Source organism: Bacillus ectoiniformans, assembly GCF_016908875.1.
GTDB classification, from domain to species: Bacteria; Bacillota; Bacilli; order Bacillales; family Domibacillaceae; genus Bacillus_BX; species Bacillus_BX ectoiniformans.
In genome coordinates, this window is sequence record NZ_JAFBES010000001.1 from 420,532 (window position 1) to 436,777 (window position 16,246).

A 16,246-nucleotide genomic window follows, 5' to 3' on the forward strand; every position below is an offset into this window, starting at 1 on the left:
TTCTAGAATCGGATGCATTGTATAACAAGATTGAAGGAAGCCCTACTTACTATGGCTTCCCGTTATTTTTGTGTATTTATTAACATCCAAATTTAACAGGGCAAAGAAACAAAAAAGCCACAACCCTTACACATCAAGGATTGTGACTTCTTTATAAGTATGATTCCTACTGGGTTCGAACCAGCGACCTCTACCCTGTCAAGGTAGCGCTCTCCCAGCTGAGCTAAGGAATCGTTCAACTGACAAGTCTAATTTTATGAAATTTCAGGTCAGTTGTCAATGCTGTTTTACTTTTTTAGCAAACTTTTCTTGTCGGTTATCGTTTCTTCCTCCACATTAAATAGATCGTCACTGAAAACAGGATGGTCATGAGGATAGCGGTGTAGATCGCAATTTGATAAGAGTTGGTGTTTGAAAGCAGTGAGTTGTCGCCGCTGACTTTCATGCCGATAAAGATGCCGGCCATGATGATGCTGAAGGCTAACATCATAATACTTAAGACGAGCATATAGGCGATCCGCTCGACTCGTTTCATCATATTTTCATCGGGGTCGATCCGGATCTGCATCTTCGGCTGGCCGCCTTCCCATTGCTGCAGGGTTTCGTTCATGACACCAGGCAGACGGGAGGCGGCCATTTTAATTTGTCTTGTAAAGGATCTCGCTTCTTTAAAGAGACGCTTCGGATCAAGCTGATCAAGCATAAGACGGTTGGCGGTATCTTTGATAATTCGGCTGAAGCTAACGGCTGGATCAAGGGCGGATATGGTTTGTTCCACTTTTAAAAATGCTTGCCCAACTTGGATAAATTCCTTTGGCACACGGATGCCGTGAACAGCGGCCAGACCGAATAATTGCTGAAACATCGTGCCCATTTTGACATCTTCAAGTTTCCGATCCAGGTATTGATTCATCCACTTGTCGAGATCCCGCTCGAGTGCTTGACTATTCACTTCTCTGTTGTGACCAAGACTTTGAACAGCAATCGATAAAGAAGCTGAATCGCGGTCATTTAATGAAAACAGACAGTCCGCTAACAGCTGTTTCATCGGCTTGGTTAAACGTCCGGTGTTACCAAAATCAATCAGGGCCAGCCGGTCATCCTGCAGCAGTACGACATTCCCGGGATGGGGGTCGGCATGAAATACTCCTTTTATATAAACCTGTTCAAGCACTGACTCTGCCAAGGCCACCGCCAGTGTTTGTCTCGTCCCTTGGTCTAATTCCTCAATATGTTCCGCAGTCAGCTTCTTTCCTTCCACATACTCCATCGTTAAGATCCGCTCGGTTGTGTAATCAAGATAAACATCTGGAATATGGATCTGTTCATTCTCCATCTGCTCTTTGACGCTGAGCGCTTCAGCTGCCTCTAAACGGTAATTCATTTCATTTAACAGCGAGGCAGAAAATTCCTGAATCGTTTCCTTTACGCTGAAGATCCGTGCTGTTTCAGAATTCTTCTCCGCCACCGCTGCCAGCTGGCGTAAAATGCGGATATCTTGATGAATCACCCGCTCCACATGCGGCCGCCTCACCTTTACCGCGACGCTTTCACCCGTCACAAGTACAGCCCGGTGGACCTGGCCAATGGAGGCTGCCCCAAGCGGTGTTTCATCCATATAGACGAACAGCTCCGACAGCGGCTGCTGCATTTCGGATTCGATAATCTCTTTAATCTGCTCGAAATCTATCAGTGGCGCCTCGCTTTGCAGCTTAGCCAGCGGTTCCGTCCATCCCGGTGACAAGAGGTCCGTGCGCGTGCTCAAAAACTGGCCGAACTTCATAAACGTCGGTCCGAGTTCTTCAAATGCCCGTCTCAGCTCTTCCCCTTTTACACTCAAGTGTTCATCTTCTGAAGGAAGAGTCCGTTTATGAAAAGGGATTTTCTCCGCAAGACCTAACTCTTTTAAATAGCCGGTAAAGCCATGCTTCATTAAGATAGCGATAATTTCTGGCACCCGTTTCATCACGTTCATTTTACCCATATCCTCTCCTCCTTCAGCATACTTAATTTATCTTATCAACCGTTCATTTTTCACAAATAAACGAGTTAGAATCGTAAATAGGATCCCTGTATACATACATACCCAGATCGTTTCTGCCTTATACATACGATCCCCTTCTGCCATTAATCCCGTGATAGCGGACACAGGCGGAAGGATATAAATTGTCCATTTCAATATGCCTGGCAGCACCTCACCAATAGACGGAGCCACTAAGGAAGCTACCGTAAATAAAGCAGCCAAAAGCCATGTATATTTCTTTCCTGAAAGATTGGTTACACTGAATAAACCGCCAGTTCCTATTCCCAGCAAACAAAACATCCAATGACTGTACAAGAATAAACCAACCTGTATTATAGTGATCGGTTCCGCGAAAATATCTAAAAGGACCGGCAATAAAAACGATAGACTCATTAACACCGTCCCTACAAATAAAAGAACCGCCATTTTTCCATAGAGATAGTGAGTTTTCACACGCAAATAGGAAAAGATAATGAACTTCTCTTCTTTTTGATCCAGCGAAAACAGCTGCATCGACATCCAAACCATTACGATATAAAGCGAAGCCGCAGATACAGAATAACTGTCTAATATAGGGACGCTTTTATAATTATACTGCAAATAGATCCAGACCAGGTAGACAACAGCGGGTGGCATCCAGCGGAGAGAATAAAAAAAGGAGAGCAGCTGATAGTTGAACCATGCCTTTATTTTCATCGTTTCTCACCAACTTCCAGAACACGGCACCCCGCTGTGAGTAACTGCATTAGCCTTTCATCTGAGTCGTCTTCCGGGACAAAAAGCCGATATATATTTTCTTCTAATTGCAGAGCACCTTCTACCGGCTGTTCACTCCTGACGGTAATTGAACGCATCTTTTGATTCTCTTTCTTAGTTAGCTTCTCCATCTTTCCACTTGGCAGCGTGATTCTGTGAGTGGCAAGCTGCTGCACTAACGCTTCTTCATGCAAAACGAACACCATTGTTTTTTCTCCCCTTAACGAGAGAAGCAGGTTGATGGCATGCTGCTGAGCCGCTTCGTCCATCCCTGTAAATGGCTCATCAAAAAACAGCACATCCGCTTCTTTCATGATTGCCTGAATGAAACCAACCTTTTGTTTCGTACCTTTAGAGCAATTTTTTAAAGACGTATGTAAATAAGGAGTCAGGTTAAATTGCTCGATATATTGGCTTACTTTTTCTTGGTCAGTGTTAGACATTTGAACGAGAAACTCTAAGTAACGCGCAACAGTTAACCGTATACCTTCAGGAAAATGTTCTGGCACATAACCATAAAATTGAAAATTTCTTATTACTTTGCCATCACTAGGTTCATGTATGCCAGAAAGAAGCTTAACCAGTGTACTTTTACCTGAACCGTTATGGCCTGTCACCGCAACGGTCTGACCTTCCATAATTGAAATATTTAGATTTGACAATATGGCTTGCCCATTTCTATCCAATCTTGCGTTTTCGGTTTGTATTACGCATTTCATATGTGATCTCCTTAATGACATTTTAAGAATATTCACTTGCATAAAGAACGTATGTTCGCATATAATAAAATCAAGGAGGCGAACAGAATGAAATCTCTTTTAAATCGCAGTATGAAAGAACAAAAGCCGCTGGTCATTATTTATCTCGCCAAAGACGGGGCTATTACGCAGCGAAAAATTATCGTCAAATCCCTTTCTTCTTCCGCCATATATGCCTATTGCTTTCAGCGCAGAAGCACGAGAAGCTTCTTGCTTTCTAATATACTTGCTGCCTATCCTGCCGATAGCCTAAAAAGAAAAAGAGGCATTGCTTAATCATTCGATCATGACAGAAAAAAACCTTCCCGGAACCGGAAAGGCTATAAGATTCAGACGTAATTATCCGATCAGTTCTTCTTCCTGTTTATCTAGTACCGTTTCGATGGACACCTCATCTTCAAAGTCTCGAATGCGGTGAGCAAGCCTTGAGGCAGCATTAGCAGCAATCGCTCCGATGATATCATCTAAAAAGGTATGAACTTGATGTCCATTTTTCGTATCTAGCTTCTCGATAATACCGACTTTCTTCTTATCTAAATAGCCGTAAGTGGTAACAGCAATGCTTCCATAGCCAAGCGCTGCTCCAAGGGCGATTGTTTCATCTACGCCAAACAAGCTTTCATCTGTTTCAATAATGGATTGCAGCGGCTCAGACAGCTTTTTTTGCTCAGCCAGCACATCTAATTCCACACCGACTAATATGGCATGCTGCATTTCTCTTTTCAACAAAACTTTTTCCACGCTGTCTATACACTCCAGCATGGTCAATTCTAGATTATAAGGGCGCTGCATATCAAATACAATCTCAGCGATATCTTCGATCGTCACTCCCCGCTCTTCTAAACGGCTTTTCGCCGCCGTCGTCACATCTTGAGAACGAACTCTATTTTTCATAATACTTTCCTCCTGCCTAGCTGCAATGCCATCATTATAACACAGGTTTTTCCAGGGAAGTCTTTAATCTATAATTTTCACTCTTTTGTGATAAAATTATTTCTAAACTAACTTATGGGAGGAACATATATGGCAATAGAACGCGGCACGATCGAAGATGTCAGTCTTTATTCAAAGGAATTGGGGGAAGAAATCACATTTCTTGTATATCTTCCGGCCAATTTCTCTCCTTTATATAAATACTCTTTATTAATTTGCCAGGATGGAAAAGATTATTTTCAAATGGGGCGTCTTCCCCGCGTAGCGGATGAATTGCTGGCTAACGAGGAGATTGAAAACTTAATTATTGTAGGCGTTCCTTATGCAGATGTTCATGATCGACGCAGAAAATATCATCCGGATGGTGAACAGCAAGGGGCTTATATCCGCTTTTTAGCGCATGAGCTGGTGCCTTATTTGGATGAAACCTATCCTGTCTATCATGTTGGATACGGACGGGCATTGGCTGGAGATTCATTAGCCGCTACCGTCTCACTAATGGCCGCTCTAGAATATCCGCATACGTTTGGCAAAGTGATTATGCACTCTCCATATGTAGATGAAAAAGTAATGAATGCGGTAAAAGCAGCAACAGATTATCGTCATTTAAGCTTATATCATGTGATTGGGAAAGGCGAAACAGAAGTGAAAACCACAGATGGCAGCATAGCTGATTTCTTGACGCCTAATCGTGAGCTGCATGAATTATTAGATGAAAAAGGCTTCGATTCTTTTTATGAAGAATTCGATGGCAATCATACATGGAAGTACTGGCAGCCTGATATGAAACGAGCACTTCAAATGATGTTTGAATAGGTTAATTATCCTAATAGTTCCTGATTCTATCGATTTTTTTGAAAATTTGTTATAATGGTAACACGCTTTAGTAACACTAGACTTATGAGGAGTGTGGAATACATGAAATTCGGAGTTGTAATTTTCCCATCTAAAAAGCTTCAAGACTTAGTAAATTCTTATCGAAAACGTTATGATCCTCATTATTCATTGATTCCGCCGCACTTGACTTTGAAAGGTCCTTTCGAAGCAGATGAGAATGATATGGATGCTTTAGCTGATAAATTAAAAGTGATTGCTAAGAAATATCAGCCATTTACGTATCAAGTCAGTAAAGTGAAATCATTTCAGCCTGTCTCAAATGTGGTGTATTTAAAGGTAGATCCGCATGAGACTTTGTCTGCTCTGAATGAAGAAATGCAATCAGATGAGTTCCCAAAAAACGATGAGGAGTTTGCATTTGTTCCTCATTTAACTGTTGCTCAAAGCCTTTCCAATGCGGAGCATCATGATGTCTATAACTCATTAAATATGCTTTCGATTGAAGAAGAGGAAAAAGTAGATCGTTTCCACCTGCTTTATCAATTGGAGAATGGCGCTTGGACGGTTTATGAAACCATCTTATTAGGAAGAGAATAGATATGCCGCTAGAAGTGAAGATTGTACAGAACCAACAGGAATTAAACGATGCATTTACCGTACGAAAAAAGGTATTTGTTGAAGAGCAGCAAGTTCCACTAGAGCTTGAAATTGATGAGCATGAAGATTCCTCAGCCCATTTCACTCTTTATGATGGCGAAATGCCATGCGGAGCTGGACGCTTTCGAGAAGTGGAAGGTGTCGGAAAGGCGGAGCGCATCTGTATTCTTCCCGAGTATAGGGGCACCGGCGCTGGCCGTCAGATGATGGAAGCGATCGAATCCTACGCTAAATCTCATTCGCTGCCAGCAGTTAAATTGAACGCTCAGACACAAGCGATTCCTTTTTATGAACGAATCGGCTATGAAATCATATCAGACGAATTTTTAGATGCGGGGATCCCCCATAAAACAATGAAAAAACAATGGTCAAATTAAACAAAGATGTTCCAAAGATCTCGTTATAAAAGAATGAGATCTTTTGGAACATCTTTTTCTTGTGATAAACTTAATTTATATATGATAAACGGAGCTGATTTCATGAACATATCCCTTCATTCTGATATACTCAATCACCCTATTCCTTTATCCTTTGGGGTCATTTACTATGAGAATATAGTTGTCGCAGATTCTCCGCAAATGCTCAAAGGCCGGCTTCGATTGTTTCAAGAGTCGCTTTTCTTTGACTTGCAAGAAAAGCCGGTTACTGAATTCGAAGGAATTAAAGAATGGCGATCACTTTTTAAATCACTTGGCAAAGATCCTAACCGGTATCGCCCAAGCGTTGAGTCGCTTTTTCGCCGAATTAAAAAGCAGCATTATATGGAAAGCCAGCATTCTGCGGTAGACCTTAACAACTTCTTCTCGCTGCAGTACCAGTCTCCTATCGGTCTTTACGATCAGAAATCTATTCAAGGAAATGTCTCGATTCGTTTAGGAGCTGATGCTGAGACCTACGAGGGCTTGAACGGCAGAATGAACGGACTGCACCACTTGCTTGTGACAGCAGACGAACTAGGACCTTTCGGAAGTCCATTTGTTGACTCGGTTCGAACAGCCGTTACAACGAATACTACCCATGCCTTTCAGATGATTTATCTGCGTCCTGGCCTGCCAAAAGATGAACAGTCAAAGCTAACTGAATCTCTTATGAATATGTTTCTGCAAATTCACGGAGGCACTGGAACTTTTGAGATCTTAACCAATCAATACTAAACTTTTCAAAAAAAAAAAATAAATAGGCGCATTCTCCTTCACATCGAGAATACGCCTATTTATTCATCCTTTACTGCTTTCAAATGAAAAGCCTCCTACTTAAACAATTTCATTGAATTGAATGCCTTTGCCGCTAATTTTGGCTAAATGTACTTGAAATGCATCATGTTCTCTTTGGCGGGAATTTTCTGACCGGGAAGGATTTTCTCCTTGCACGGAGGAGTCGAAATTATCATCTAACACTTTTTTGAATGAGACTCTTTCCACCGCATCAACAGATGAATAGCTTTCAGAACTTTCATTATCTACCCGTTCGCGGTACTGTCTGTATTGAAAGTGAGGAATCGGCAATATGTAGCCCATCATTTCCACCGCCCTTTCTGCTCATAAGATTGGTTACTTATATATATCCGTTTTTCCTTAAACTAAAACCATTTACCAGAAAAAAACTTGCCATTTTAGCAAGTTTTTTCTTCATGCTTATTTCTTGTTTAACATATTCGTAATGGTTTGCACATCAAGCTTCTTCCCGTCTTTCACAATTGACTGGACGATTTGATCTTCCATTTGTTTAGGCACGGACTTATTAGCAAGACGTGACACTTTCTTAATTACGCCTCGTACCGTTTGTTCATCCTGGAAATTCGCATGCTGCAGGGAGTTCGCTAGTTCGAGCACATCTTTCATATTTACGCCCGTTTTCTTTTCAATGTTTTTAAAGAATCCATTATCCACATGAATCAGCCTCCTTTGCTCTCACTGTATCCTATGCAGAGAATAGAAAAGGGTTCGCTTAAAAATGAGCGTTTTCTCAATCCCATTTGGAAATGCAGGGGTCGCCAACTAAAAATCCCGTTATAGCCTTTACCACTTTGAATTAAAAAACCCCAGCAGAATCATCTCTGCTGGAATCTTTTTTCTTAGTAGTAGAAGCTGGCACCTACGATGATAAGCAAAATGAAAAGTACCACGATTAGCACGAAAGTAGAACCTCCGCCGTAACCGCCACAGTATCCGTAACCCATTGATATCACCTCGCTTTTTCTTAACTCACTGTTAATATATGAGCGTTTCAACAATTGGTTTGGGCGCAAAGAAAAAAAGGAGAGCAATCCGCCTCCTCTTCTGTCTCATCCTTTAGGTTTAAAAAACAGCGCCCCGACAAATCCAAAGATGATCGCTGCGGAAATACCTGAGCTAGTCACTTCAAACATGCCGGTCAAAACGCCGACTAAACCATGTTGATATGATTCATTCATCGCTCCGGCTACCAGAGCGTTTCCGAAGCTGGTAATCGGAATGGTGGCCCCAGCCCCAGCAAAATCTATTAATGGCTCATATAAATCAAAACCAGCTAATATCGCTCCGGCTACTACCATATAACTAAGGGTATGACCTGGAGTCAGCTTGCCAACGTCCATCATCAGCTGGCCAATCACACAAATGATTCCGCCAATGAAAAACGCCCAAAAAAACATTCCCAGCATGAGTAAGCAACTCCTTTAATAGAGGATAATGATCGTTTTAATTGTGGCTACTATAAATGCCGCAAACACACCGAATAAAATAACGGAGCCTGCCAGCTTAAACATATTGCCCCCGACGCCTAAAACAAACCCTTCCGACCGGTGTTCAATGGCCGCAGAGATCACTGCATTCCCGAACCCTGTTACCGGAACGGCGCTGCCCGCTCCCGCGTATTGCCCTATATGATCATACACGCCGAATCCCGTCAGCAGCATAGCTATAAAAACCATGGTGGCTACTGTGGGGTTCCCCGCCGTTTGTTCGGTGAAGTTAAAGAAATAGATATAGAAATAAGAGATCGCTTGACCTACCGTGCAAATAATTCCTCCGACGAAAAACGCGCGCGTACAATTTTTCAGAAGCGGCCGTTTAATCTCATGCTTTTGATTCAGCTTGTCATATTGCTGCTGGGCCGGTGTTTTCTTTTCATTACCCATGCTTATACCTCCTATGTTCTCTCTTTTTTCAGCTTCAAGATGTCTTCAAAGCGTTTTTTTGCTTCCTTTTTGGTAATATGCTTCGCATCAAGATCTTCTTGAAGCCGGATCGCTTCTAAAAAAATTTTATAATCACTCGAAACGACAAAGTGCTGGCCATGATATTGTTTATCCAAACGCTCAGTCAAATTTTTTTCGATCTGCTTCATCCGAAAACGGTGCAAGTGTTTCACTTTATAAGCGACCAAAACATCACCGTTCGCTTTAATGACAGCCACATCGTATATATCATCAATCTTTGCCACTTCTTTTTTAACTTCCTCCGCATCTGCTCCTTTGTAGGAGAGCTTCAGCGGCTCAGGATCTGTTTTTTTCATCAGGGCGTACCTGCTTGTCCCATGCTCCTCTTGAGGCATACATCCAGCAAGTGCCACCGCCATAATTAAGCAAATGAGAGCCTTCATCTATTCCACTCCATTCTTCCATGCATTTACTATGTAGTTTTTTCCGAAATTCTAATTTTATTTACACAAAACAAAAAACTGCCTTTTTCTTAGGCAGTTTTTGTTAATATGAGGATTTTTTCTTCTTTTTTGAAGAGCAGCCGCACCCTTTTTTCTTTTTCTTCTCAGGCTGTGTTTTGCCAGTCTGAGGATTGTCTGATTTGCCCGATGGTTTATACATTCGCTGTTCACATCCTTTTTAGGGCTACTTCATTTTATGCAGCAAGTTGTTTCTTTGTTATTTATTCATCATTTAACAAACGCTGCACGATCAATTCAATGAATGAGGCTGCCCCTGCGACGGCCAGGATCAATAATATGATACCGCCAACCCATTGAAACGCCACATACAATATACAGCAGATGGCCGATGCCCAAACACCTGTACACCAATAACAGCTGAGCAGCTGACCGATAAAACCTTTGATTCCATTTTCTTTAGGAACAACCCATATCTCCACTTCTCCAGTTTCGGACACTTCTTTCAACTCTGTAAAGAAAGGACGCCTAAATGGTTCAGTAATTCGATCAAAGACTAAGAGCCGTGTCAAACGAAAGGCAGCGAGGAATAGAATGAATAAGTCAATCATTGTTACATTCATAAGACACCTGTTTCTTTAAATTTTTTTTAAAAATGGGCGAAATATCAGACAAATGTCCAGACATCTCTACGCATTAGTCCATATGTTAGTACAGTAAGGGAAATAAATATTAGAGAGGAGCTTTTAAATGAGCTGTAGAAGTCACCATGATGATCACCACGATAAGCATTATCATTCAAACTGTGTATGTGAGGTGCTGCGGGCAATTAAAGACCTTCAGGATGCCACAACTGACGACTGCTTTGAGTGCAAGGACTGCCTGACCGAGCCGCTAGGTGATTTAGCTGGCACACGCCGCCGCAATGCAGATACTCGCGTATTCACTTTATCTACAAAAGATGGAAAGCCGTACTTCGCTTTCTTTGGTCCAATTGAGGGTACGAACTCAAAATACTGCGAAGACGTTTGCGTATCCATCTTCTTCCGAGTAGAAGAAGTATATGACAACTGCTGCGCCCGCCTTCGCGTACTTGTGCCGCTTGATGAAAATGATAACCCAGTAAACATCACAGACGACTGCTGCATTGATTTAGGCAAAGTCTGCCGTGTAAGAAATTTCGGCCGCACTCACAGCTGTATTACAGTTGACTTGAATTGCTTCTGTGCTGTTCAATGCATCAAAGATGTAGACTTAGATATTTGTGACTAATTCCAAAAAACAGGGAGTGGATGACCGCTCCCTGTTTTTAAATTGGACCAATAAGCCTGATATTCTTTAACTCCTGACGTTTGATGGTCATCTGTTCATCTTTAAATGTTTTTATGTGGATTTCTTGCTCAGTCAACTTCCGGAGAATCCCCTTGTGTGAAGTCCCCTCACAAACAAACTCACAAGGAAACGGAATGAATTGCCTGTTTATATGCTGAAGTTTTTCCTCTAGATCCATCTCTTGAAAGGACTTTACGGGTTTAACCTCCATCCAGGATGGACGCTTGCTGACTGGTTCAGCCGGCTTCTCATCGGCTTGAGTCAAAATCGGCTCTAACTCCTTTAACGGCTGCTTGACAGCTGTCTTTTCTTCATCTACATTCCACTTCTCTACCCATCTGTTCTCAATCTTTTTTTTCTTCTTCTCGGCTTCCTCGTTTTTTAGTGTTTCTGGCTTTCTCTTTTCTTCCTGCTTTTCTGCAGGCTTTTCCTCCTGCTTAACTGCCGCTTGTTTCACATGGTATGTCGTCTGCATATTAGCTTCTTCTTGTTTAAAGACAGGCTGATGAATATACATTAGCGGTTCACGTTTTTCTTTTTTCTTCATCATAAGCACTCCTTTGCCAGGCTCTTCTATACATATGTATGACCCCAGTGAAAGATTTATCAATCAAAAATCAATTAACAATTCTTTCAACAAAAAAAATCGCTCGTCGATGAGCGATTTTTTATACCTTACATTCATTAGCGAGCGATAATATGGAAGCCTGAATCTACATGAAGATTTTCCCCAGTGATTCCGCGAGCCATATCACTGAATAAGAACACAGCTGTGTCTCCCACTTCTTCTTGAGATGTCGTACGGCGAAGCGGAGATCTTTCTTCGATTTCTGTTAAGATCGAGTTGAAATCACTGATTCCTTTTGCTGCAAGTGTACGGATTGGACCAGCAGAAATAGAGTTCACGCGAATACCGTCTTTGCCAAGGTCAGCTGCTAAGTAGCGAACACTTGCATCTAGAGAAGCTTTTGCCACTCCCATCACATTATAGTTCTGCACAACGCGCTCTCCGCCAAGATAAGTCAGCGTGACAATGCTTCCACCTTCTGTCATAAGCGGTTTCGCATATTTCGCGACAGCTGTTAAAGAATAAGAGCTAATATTGTGAGCAAGCATAAAACCTTCACGAGAGGTATCAACGAAATCACCGTCTAAATCCTCTTTGTTGGCGAATGCGATACAATGAGCCAGACCATGAATCGTTCCTGCCGCTTCTTTAATTTGTGCGAAACATTTTTCAATGTCTTCATCCACTGTCACATCACAAGGGAAAACCAGTGACTCATTGCCTTCTAATGTTTCTGCGAGATCGCGAACATTTTTTTCTAAACGCTCTCCTGCATATGTAAATACTAAACGGGCGCCCGCTTCATGCAATGAACGCGCAATTCCCCATGCAATACTTCTTTTATTAGCCACACCCATGACTACAAATGTTTTACCAGCTAACGAAAAATTCATTCCCGTTCCTCCCGTTATTACAAGTTATTAGTACCTAGTATTAATAGTAACAGGAAACTCCTGTTTTGAAAAGATGTTATTGTTTGATTAATAAAAATGACAGCTGCCAAAACGCGCAAGACCGTCCCTTTTTACTTGTAGTTTCAGCAAATTGGGATAGTATAATAAACAATAACTTCGTATCGATTATATACCATTTCGATAAACGGACTTTTAGTTCCTTTAAAATGAATGAAACAAATTCCGACATACAAAGGGAGTGCATCACATGAACATAGATGTAATCGGAGATATCCATGGCTGCTTAGAAGAATTTAAACAGCTTACTAAAAAACTCGGCTATAACTGGGACAGCGGCCTCCCTCTTCATTCTGGCGACCGTCTGCTCGGGTTTGTCGGTGACTTAACTGACAGGGGACCCGCTTCTGTAAAAGTGATAGAAGTTGTGCATGACCTTTGGGAAAGGCAGCTTGCCTATTATGCTCCCGGCAATCATTGCAACAAGCTATATCGCTGGTTTTTAGGCAATAAAGTTCAGGTAAGTCACGGCTTGGAGACGACTGTAGCTGAACTTGAAGAGCTGTCTAACCGGGATTTCAATCGGGTGAAAAAGAAGTTTATGACACTTTATGAGCAGTCCCCCCTTTACCACGTTTTAGATGAAGGACATTTAATCATTTCCCATGCAGGCATTAGGGAGAAGGATATTGGCACATACACTTCGAAGGTTAAAACATTTGTATTATATGGAGACATTACAGGGGAAAAGCATCCCGACGGCAGTCCGGTCCGCAGAGATTGGGCCAAGCATTATAAAGGCGAACCGTGGATTATATATGGACATACGCCAGTTAAAGACGTCCGCATCATCCACCACACAGCGAATATAGATACAGGAGCAGTATTCGGAGGGCAACTGACTGCATACCGCTATCCGGAACACGAAATTGTATCTGTTGATTCTTCGATGCCTTATGTAGCGGAGAAATTTAGAGCCATCTAGCTTGTGGGCAAGCTAAAGCACCTGGCTCTATATTAGGTGGCGGCTGAAAAAATTGAATTTTTAAAGAAAGCCCAGAATGACTCCAATGAAATGGAGTCATTCTGGGTTTTTTAGTTATGTGTTTTACACGTATAGAGCTGTTTTGCGCTAATTGAAGCATAATGCTAAAGAAAATCAAGTCTTCCTCTTAAAAAATGAGCCGATAATTGATCACATTAGAACAGATAGGAAAAAACAGTCTCATTTCGCCAAATTTGCTTTATGTTTTATTGTGCGATTCTCACCTATAGAGCTGTCTATCGGCGGTTTCTAAGGTTCTAACAGCGGCTTTCTTCATTCTAACGGCGGCTTCTGCAATTCTATCGGCGATTCATCATCAGCCTAGCATTACAGAAAACCGTTGGCGATTCACTATCACGCCATCTGGTTTTTATTTAACAGTAGAATAAAAGAAATAGGAGCCTGCGGTTGGCAAGCTCCTATTTCTGTTGATCTATTATGTCTTGCATGTCTTGTGGAAGCGGCTGTGTAAACCTTAGATTCTCTCCCGTCATTGGATGAGAAAAAGCCAGTTCTCCGCAGTGAAGGGCTTGGCGTGAGAGCAGGTTTTTCGATCCTCCATATAAATCGTCTCCTAAGAGCGGATGACCCAAATAGGATAAATGGACTCTGATCTGATGGGTGCGACCCGTTTGAAGATTTAACTTCACCTGAGCAAATTCAGGGTACTGGTCGATCACTTGAAATCGAGTCGACGCGTACTGCCCATCTTCTCTTACTTCCCGTTCTATGATGCTTGATTCTTTTCTTCCGATCGGCTGTTCAATCAATCCAGTTTGCTCAGTAAAGATTCCCATAGCCAAAGCTTGATATGTACGGGAGATGTGATGCTGCTTCTGCATTTCTGATAATAAATGATGGACATGCCGATGTTTAGCTACAAGCACAAGTCCAGATGTATCACGATCCAGCCTTGTCACAATATGAGTCGTCGCCCGGATACCCTTTTGCTCATAATAACCGATTAACCCATTCGCAAGACTGCCCGAAGGATGTTCTCTAGAAGGAATCGTATTCATGCCTGCTGGCTTTTCGATTACTAAAAGATAGTCATCTTCATATAGGACAGCAAGCGGAATCTGTTCACCGATCAATCCACAAGCTGGTTTTTCATACGGGAATGTCACATGAATCCTGTCTCCGGCGTGCAATTTATAACGCACCGTTTCTTCGCTCCCATTCACCGCAATAAGCCCGCCATTAAATTTAATATCAGTTAGCGCTCGCTTGGAAATTTGTTTACGCTCTAAAAACTCACGGAGCAGCATGCCAGCATCCGCTTCCTCAGTGATCCAGCTTAATTGAAACCTTGTCACTCAACACGACTCCTTTATTAATTGCTTACGAATGAATCGTGGACGCGTTTCCAAAATGGGAATGGGCGGAAACGGGCAAAGCGGATCTTCTCACTTGCTACACGATATTGAATAGACTTTACATCTTTATGAAGAAGAGTTAAATGATCAATGGTGACAAGGAAGTCTGGCCGATTAACAGGCTTCAGCATACATGTATGGTGAGCTGGCAAGATAAGCGGTGAACCGACTGTACGGAACACACGGTTATTAATTGAAGCCATTTCCGCCAGCTGCAAAGCTCGGATCGAAGGATGCAAAATGGCTCCTCCAAGCGCTTTATTATAGGCGGTGCTTCCAGATGGAGTAGATACACAAAGCCCGTCGCCGCGAAAACGCTCAAAGTGATCTCCGCGTATTTCCACATCCATAACCAGCGTTCCTTCCACACTTTTTACAGTGGATTCATTTAAAGCTAAATATCTCGTTTCCTTGCCGCCATGCTGATATCGAATAATGGTTTCTAATAAAGGATACTCGATAATTTGATAAGGGGTTCTCGCAATGGCAATGACTAGCTTCTCAATTTCATCCGGCACCCAGTCGGCATAAAATCCAAGATGCCCTGTATGCACTCCGACAAACGCGGTCTTATCAAGGCGTGAACTATAGCGATGAAACGCATAAAGCAGTGTTCCGTCTCCTCCGACTGAAATAACAATATCCGGCTGATTTTCATCATAGGTTAATTTAAAATCCAGTAAGTAGGTGCGTATTTTATGCATTAGTGCATTCGATTTTGCGTCACCTTTTGACGTAATAGCAAATTTCATCATCACACACCCTTTATTAGTTTATTCATTCTCTCTATGATCATTAGTCTGCTCTTTTTTCTTCGTAAAAAATGCTTGAGCTTCTTGAATTTCTTCACGAATTAAAGACATTTCTTCATCCAAGCGAAAGGCGGCTTCCGATGCCCGCTTCAGACGCATTTGAATTTCTTTAGGAAAATGACCTTTATATTTGTAGTTCAGTGAGTGCTCAATTGTCGCCCAGAAATTCATCGCCAGTGTCCTGATTTGAATTTCGGCCAAAATCTTTTTTTCCCCGTTAATCGTTTGAACTGGGTATTCAATGACCATATGATACGAACGATAGCCGCTTGGTTTTTTGTAAGAAATATAGTCTTTTTCTTCTATTATTCTAAAATCCTTCCGCATGCGCAGAATGCTTACGACCCGTTTAATATCATCGACGAACTGGCACATCATGCGCACGCCGGCAATATCCTGCAATTCCGACTCAAGCTGATCGAGCGGAATATTCTTCTGATTAGCTTTATCGAGAATACTTGCAATCGGTTTCACCCGGCCCGTCACAAATTCGATCGGTGAATGTTCTTCCCCAAGTTCAAATTGAGATCTCATGCCGCGGAGCTTAACCTTTAACTCTTCAACTGCTTGTTTGTAAGGTGCTAAAAACTCATCCCAATGTCTCATAGTTCTTCCCTCTCAAATACAGCTCATTATTT

At 42.1% G+C, this 16,246-nt stretch carries 23 protein-coding genes and 1 tRNA gene; 7 read left to right on the forward strand and 17 right to left on the reverse strand.

The features are described from left to right. Positions 1-160 precede the first annotated feature (160 nt). The 4 genes from JOC78_RS02125 to JOC78_RS02140 form a co-directional block, all read right to left on the reverse strand. Positions 161-233: transfer RNA gene (locus tag JOC78_RS02125), tRNA-Val, on the reverse strand. A gap of 83 nt (positions 234-316) precedes the next feature. Continuing rightward, positions 317-1,984, reverse strand: a complete 1,668-nt coding sequence (locus JOC78_RS02130; protein WP_204552557.1) for an ABC1 kinase family protein — start codon at positions 1,982-1,984, stop codon at positions 317-319. A 27-nt stretch (positions 1,985-2,011) separates the two neighbouring features. Then, positions 2,012-2,719 carry a hypothetical protein gene (locus JOC78_RS02135; protein ID WP_204552559.1) on the reverse strand — a complete coding sequence of 236 codons (708 nt, stop codon included), beginning with the start codon at positions 2,717-2,719 and terminating at the stop codon, positions 2,012-2,014. After that, the gene (locus JOC78_RS02140) at positions 2,716-3,498 is read right to left on the reverse strand and encodes an ABC transporter ATP-binding protein (protein ID WP_204552561.1); all 783 of its coding nucleotides are present in this window, start codon (positions 3,496-3,498) and stop codon (positions 2,716-2,718) included. The genes JOC78_RS02135 and JOC78_RS02140 overlap by 4 nt, the downstream gene beginning before the upstream one ends. 87 nt (positions 3,499-3,585) lie before the next feature. Here JOC78_RS02140 and JOC78_RS02145 point away from each other — a divergent pair, with 87 nt between their 5' ends. Continuing rightward, positions 3,586-3,813, forward strand: coding sequence for a hypothetical protein (locus tag JOC78_RS02145; protein ID WP_204552563.1), 228 nt, complete (start codon positions 3,586-3,588; stop codon positions 3,811-3,813). A 63-nt stretch (positions 3,814-3,876) separates the two neighbouring features. Here JOC78_RS02145 and JOC78_RS02150 read toward each other — a convergent pair whose 3' ends face one another. Continuing rightward, positions 3,877-4,431 (reverse strand): phosphatidylglycerophosphatase A family protein, encoded by a 555-nt coding sequence (locus JOC78_RS02150; protein WP_204552565.1) that lies wholly within the window; start codon positions 4,429-4,431, stop codon positions 3,877-3,879. A gap of 129 nt (positions 4,432-4,560) precedes the next feature. Between JOC78_RS02150 and JOC78_RS02155 the strand changes: the two genes are divergently transcribed. The 4 genes from JOC78_RS02155 to JOC78_RS02170 all read left to right on the forward strand — a co-directional run bounded on the left by JOC78_RS02155 (position 4,561) and on the right by JOC78_RS02170 (position 7,118). Continuing rightward, on the forward strand, positions 4,561-5,286 hold the full coding sequence (locus JOC78_RS02155) for an alpha/beta hydrolase (RefSeq protein WP_204552567.1): 726 nt from the start codon (positions 4,561-4,563) through the stop codon (positions 5,284-5,286). Positions 5,287-5,388: 102 nt separating this feature from the next. Next, positions 5,389-5,904, forward strand: coding sequence for a 2'-5' RNA ligase family protein (locus JOC78_RS02160; RefSeq protein ID WP_204552569.1), 516 nt, complete (start codon positions 5,389-5,391; stop codon positions 5,902-5,904). 2 nt (positions 5,905-5,906) lie between these two features. Further along, positions 5,907-6,341, forward strand: coding sequence for a GNAT family N-acetyltransferase (locus tag JOC78_RS02165; protein WP_204552571.1), 435 nt, complete (start codon positions 5,907-5,909; stop codon positions 6,339-6,341). A gap of 102 nt (positions 6,342-6,443) precedes the next feature. Further along, the gene (locus tag JOC78_RS02170; protein WP_204552573.1) at positions 6,444-7,118 is read left to right on the forward strand and encodes a B3/B4 domain-containing protein; all 675 of its coding nucleotides are present in this window, start codon (positions 6,444-6,446) and stop codon (positions 7,116-7,118) included. 99 nt (positions 7,119-7,217) lie between these two features. Here the strand turns inward: JOC78_RS02170 and JOC78_RS02175 are convergent, their stop codons facing one another. The 7 genes from JOC78_RS02175 to JOC78_RS02205 form a co-directional block, all read right to left on the reverse strand. Next, complete coding sequence (locus tag JOC78_RS02175) at positions 7,218-7,484, reverse strand: hypothetical protein (RefSeq protein WP_204552575.1); 267 nt, start codon at positions 7,482-7,484, stop codon at positions 7,218-7,220. A gap of 114 nt (positions 7,485-7,598) precedes the next feature. Next, on the reverse strand, positions 7,599-7,853 hold the full coding sequence (gene spoVIF / locus JOC78_RS02180) for a sporulation-specific transcription regulator SpoVIF (RefSeq protein WP_204552577.1): 255 nt from the start codon (positions 7,851-7,853) through the stop codon (positions 7,599-7,601). Positions 7,854-8,038: 185 nt separating this feature from the next. After that, positions 8,039-8,143, reverse strand: a complete 105-nt coding sequence (locus JOC78_RS02185; protein ID WP_204552923.1) for a YjcZ family sporulation protein — start codon at positions 8,141-8,143, stop codon at positions 8,039-8,041. Positions 8,144-8,248: 105 nt separating this feature from the next. Continuing rightward, entirely contained in the window at positions 8,249-8,605 is a 357-nt protein-coding gene (gene spoVAE / locus JOC78_RS02190; RefSeq protein WP_204552579.1) for a stage V sporulation protein AE, read from the reverse strand. Positions 8,606-8,620: 15 nt separating this feature from the next. Then, a complete protein-coding gene (spoVAC, locus tag JOC78_RS02195) occupies positions 8,621-9,082 on the reverse strand; it encodes a stage V sporulation protein AC (protein ID WP_204552581.1) in 462 nt (153 codons plus the stop codon). Positions 9,083-9,093: 11 nt separating this feature from the next. Then, positions 9,094-9,546, reverse strand: a complete 453-nt coding sequence (locus JOC78_RS02200) for a YhcN/YlaJ family sporulation lipoprotein (RefSeq protein ID WP_204552583.1) — start codon at positions 9,544-9,546, stop codon at positions 9,094-9,096. 281 nt (positions 9,547-9,827) lie between these two features. Then, a complete protein-coding gene (locus JOC78_RS02205; protein WP_204552585.1) occupies positions 9,828-10,187 on the reverse strand; it encodes a DUF1360 domain-containing protein in 360 nt (119 codons plus the stop codon). Positions 10,188-10,314: 127 nt separating this feature from the next. Here JOC78_RS02205 and JOC78_RS02210 point away from each other — a divergent pair, with 127 nt between their 5' ends. Beyond that, a complete protein-coding gene (locus JOC78_RS02210) occupies positions 10,315-10,836 on the forward strand; it encodes a CotY/CotZ family spore coat protein (RefSeq protein WP_204552587.1) in 522 nt (173 codons plus the stop codon). A gap of 37 nt (positions 10,837-10,873) precedes the next feature. Here JOC78_RS02210 and JOC78_RS02215 read toward each other — a convergent pair whose 3' ends face one another. Continuing rightward, the gene (locus tag JOC78_RS02215) at positions 10,874-11,443 is read right to left on the reverse strand and encodes a CotO family spore coat protein (RefSeq protein ID WP_204552589.1); all 570 of its coding nucleotides are present in this window, start codon (positions 11,441-11,443) and stop codon (positions 10,874-10,876) included. Between the two features lie 137 nt (positions 11,444-11,580). Continuing rightward, positions 11,581-12,357 (reverse strand): enoyl-ACP reductase FabI, encoded by a 777-nt coding sequence (gene fabI, locus JOC78_RS02220; RefSeq protein WP_204552591.1) that lies wholly within the window; start codon positions 12,355-12,357, stop codon positions 11,581-11,583. A gap of 268 nt (positions 12,358-12,625) precedes the next feature. On the opposite strand from fabI, the gene prpE reads away from it, so the two are divergent. Further along, positions 12,626-13,360, forward strand: a complete 735-nt coding sequence (prpE, locus tag JOC78_RS02225) for a bis(5'-nucleosyl)-tetraphosphatase PrpE (protein WP_204552593.1) — start codon at positions 12,626-12,628, stop codon at positions 13,358-13,360. A 479-nt stretch (positions 13,361-13,839) separates the two neighbouring features. On the opposite strand, the gene JOC78_RS02230 is transcribed toward prpE, so the two are convergent. The 3 genes from JOC78_RS02230 to yjbM form a co-directional block, all read right to left on the reverse strand. Beyond that, on the reverse strand, positions 13,840-14,688 hold the full coding sequence (locus tag JOC78_RS02230; protein WP_204552924.1) for an RluA family pseudouridine synthase: 849 nt from the start codon (positions 14,686-14,688) through the stop codon (positions 13,840-13,842). A gap of 65 nt (positions 14,689-14,753) precedes the next feature. Then, positions 14,754-15,548, reverse strand: a complete 795-nt coding sequence (locus tag JOC78_RS02235; RefSeq protein WP_204552595.1) for an NAD kinase — start codon at positions 15,546-15,548, stop codon at positions 14,754-14,756. A 21-nt stretch (positions 15,549-15,569) separates the two neighbouring features. After that, on the reverse strand, positions 15,570-16,214 hold the full coding sequence (gene yjbM / locus JOC78_RS02240; RefSeq protein ID WP_204552596.1) for a GTP diphosphokinase: 645 nt from the start codon (positions 16,212-16,214) through the stop codon (positions 15,570-15,572). Between the last annotated feature and the right edge of the window lie 32 nt (positions 16,215-16,246).

What these genes read in the sequence shown, in the direction of transcription:
- JOC78_RS02130 (WP_204552557.1), bottom strand. Translation starts at nt 1,984, where the DNA reads ATGGGTAAAATGAACGTGATGAAACGGGTGCCAGAAATTATCGCTATC.
- JOC78_RS02135 (WP_204552559.1), bottom strand. Translation starts at nt 2,719, where the DNA reads ATGAAAATAAAGGCATGGTTCAACTATCAGCTGCTCTCCTTTTTTTAT.
- JOC78_RS02140 (WP_204552561.1), bottom strand. Translation starts at nt 3,498, where the DNA reads ATGAAATGCGTAATACAAACCGAAAACGCAAGATTGGATAGAAATGGG.
- JOC78_RS02145 (WP_204552563.1), top strand. Translation starts at nt 3,586, where the DNA reads ATGAAATCTCTTTTAAATCGCAGTATGAAAGAACAAAAGCCGCTGGTC.
- JOC78_RS02150 (WP_204552565.1), bottom strand. Translation starts at nt 4,431, where the DNA reads ATGAAAAATAGAGTTCGTTCTCAAGATGTGACGACGGCGGCGAAAAGC.
- JOC78_RS02155 (WP_204552567.1), top strand. Translation starts at nt 4,561, where the DNA reads ATGGCAATAGAACGCGGCACGATCGAAGATGTCAGTCTTTATTCAAAG.
- JOC78_RS02160 (WP_204552569.1), top strand. Translation starts at nt 5,389, where the DNA reads ATGAAATTCGGAGTTGTAATTTTCCCATCTAAAAAGCTTCAAGACTTA.
- JOC78_RS02165 (WP_204552571.1), top strand. Translation starts at nt 5,907, where the DNA reads ATGCCGCTAGAAGTGAAGATTGTACAGAACCAACAGGAATTAAACGAT.
- JOC78_RS02170 (WP_204552573.1), top strand. Translation starts at nt 6,444, where the DNA reads ATGAACATATCCCTTCATTCTGATATACTCAATCACCCTATTCCTTTA.
- JOC78_RS02175 (WP_204552575.1), bottom strand. Translation starts at nt 7,484, where the DNA reads ATGATGGGCTACATATTGCCGATTCCTCACTTTCAATACAGACAGTAC.
- JOC78_RS02185 (WP_204552923.1), bottom strand. Translation starts at nt 8,143, where the DNA reads ATGGGTTACGGATACTGTGGCGGTTACGGCGGAGGTTCTACTTTCGTG.
- spoVAE (WP_204552579.1), bottom strand. Translation starts at nt 8,605, where the DNA reads ATGCTGGGAATGTTTTTTTGGGCGTTTTTCATTGGCGGAATCATTTGT.
- spoVAC (WP_204552581.1), bottom strand. Translation starts at nt 9,082, where the DNA reads ATGGGTAATGAAAAGAAAACACCGGCCCAGCAGCAATATGACAAGCTG.
- JOC78_RS02200 (WP_204552583.1), bottom strand. Translation starts at nt 9,546, where the DNA reads ATGAAGGCTCTCATTTGCTTAATTATGGCGGTGGCACTTGCTGGATGT.
- JOC78_RS02205 (WP_204552585.1), bottom strand. Translation starts at nt 10,187, where the DNA reads ATGAATGTAACAATGATTGACTTATTCATTCTATTCCTCGCTGCCTTT.
- JOC78_RS02210 (WP_204552587.1), top strand. Translation starts at nt 10,315, where the DNA reads ATGAGCTGTAGAAGTCACCATGATGATCACCACGATAAGCATTATCAT.
- JOC78_RS02215 (WP_204552589.1), bottom strand. Translation starts at nt 11,443, where the DNA reads ATGAAGAAAAAAGAAAAACGTGAACCGCTAATGTATATTCATCAGCCT.
- fabI (WP_204552591.1), bottom strand. Translation starts at nt 12,357, where the DNA reads ATGAATTTTTCGTTAGCTGGTAAAACATTTGTAGTCATGGGTGTGGCT.
- prpE (WP_204552593.1), top strand. Translation starts at nt 12,626, where the DNA reads ATGAACATAGATGTAATCGGAGATATCCATGGCTGCTTAGAAGAATTT.
- JOC78_RS02230 (WP_204552924.1), bottom strand. Translation starts at nt 14,688, where the DNA reads ATGCTGCTCCGTGAGTTTTTAGAGCGTAAACAAATTTCCAAGCGAGCG.
- JOC78_RS02235 (WP_204552595.1), bottom strand. Translation starts at nt 15,548, where the DNA reads ATGAAATTTGCTATTACGTCAAAAGGTGACGCAAAATCGAATGCACTA.
- yjbM (WP_204552596.1), bottom strand. Translation starts at nt 16,214, where the DNA reads ATGAGACATTGGGATGAGTTTTTAGCACCTTACAAACAAGCAGTTGAA.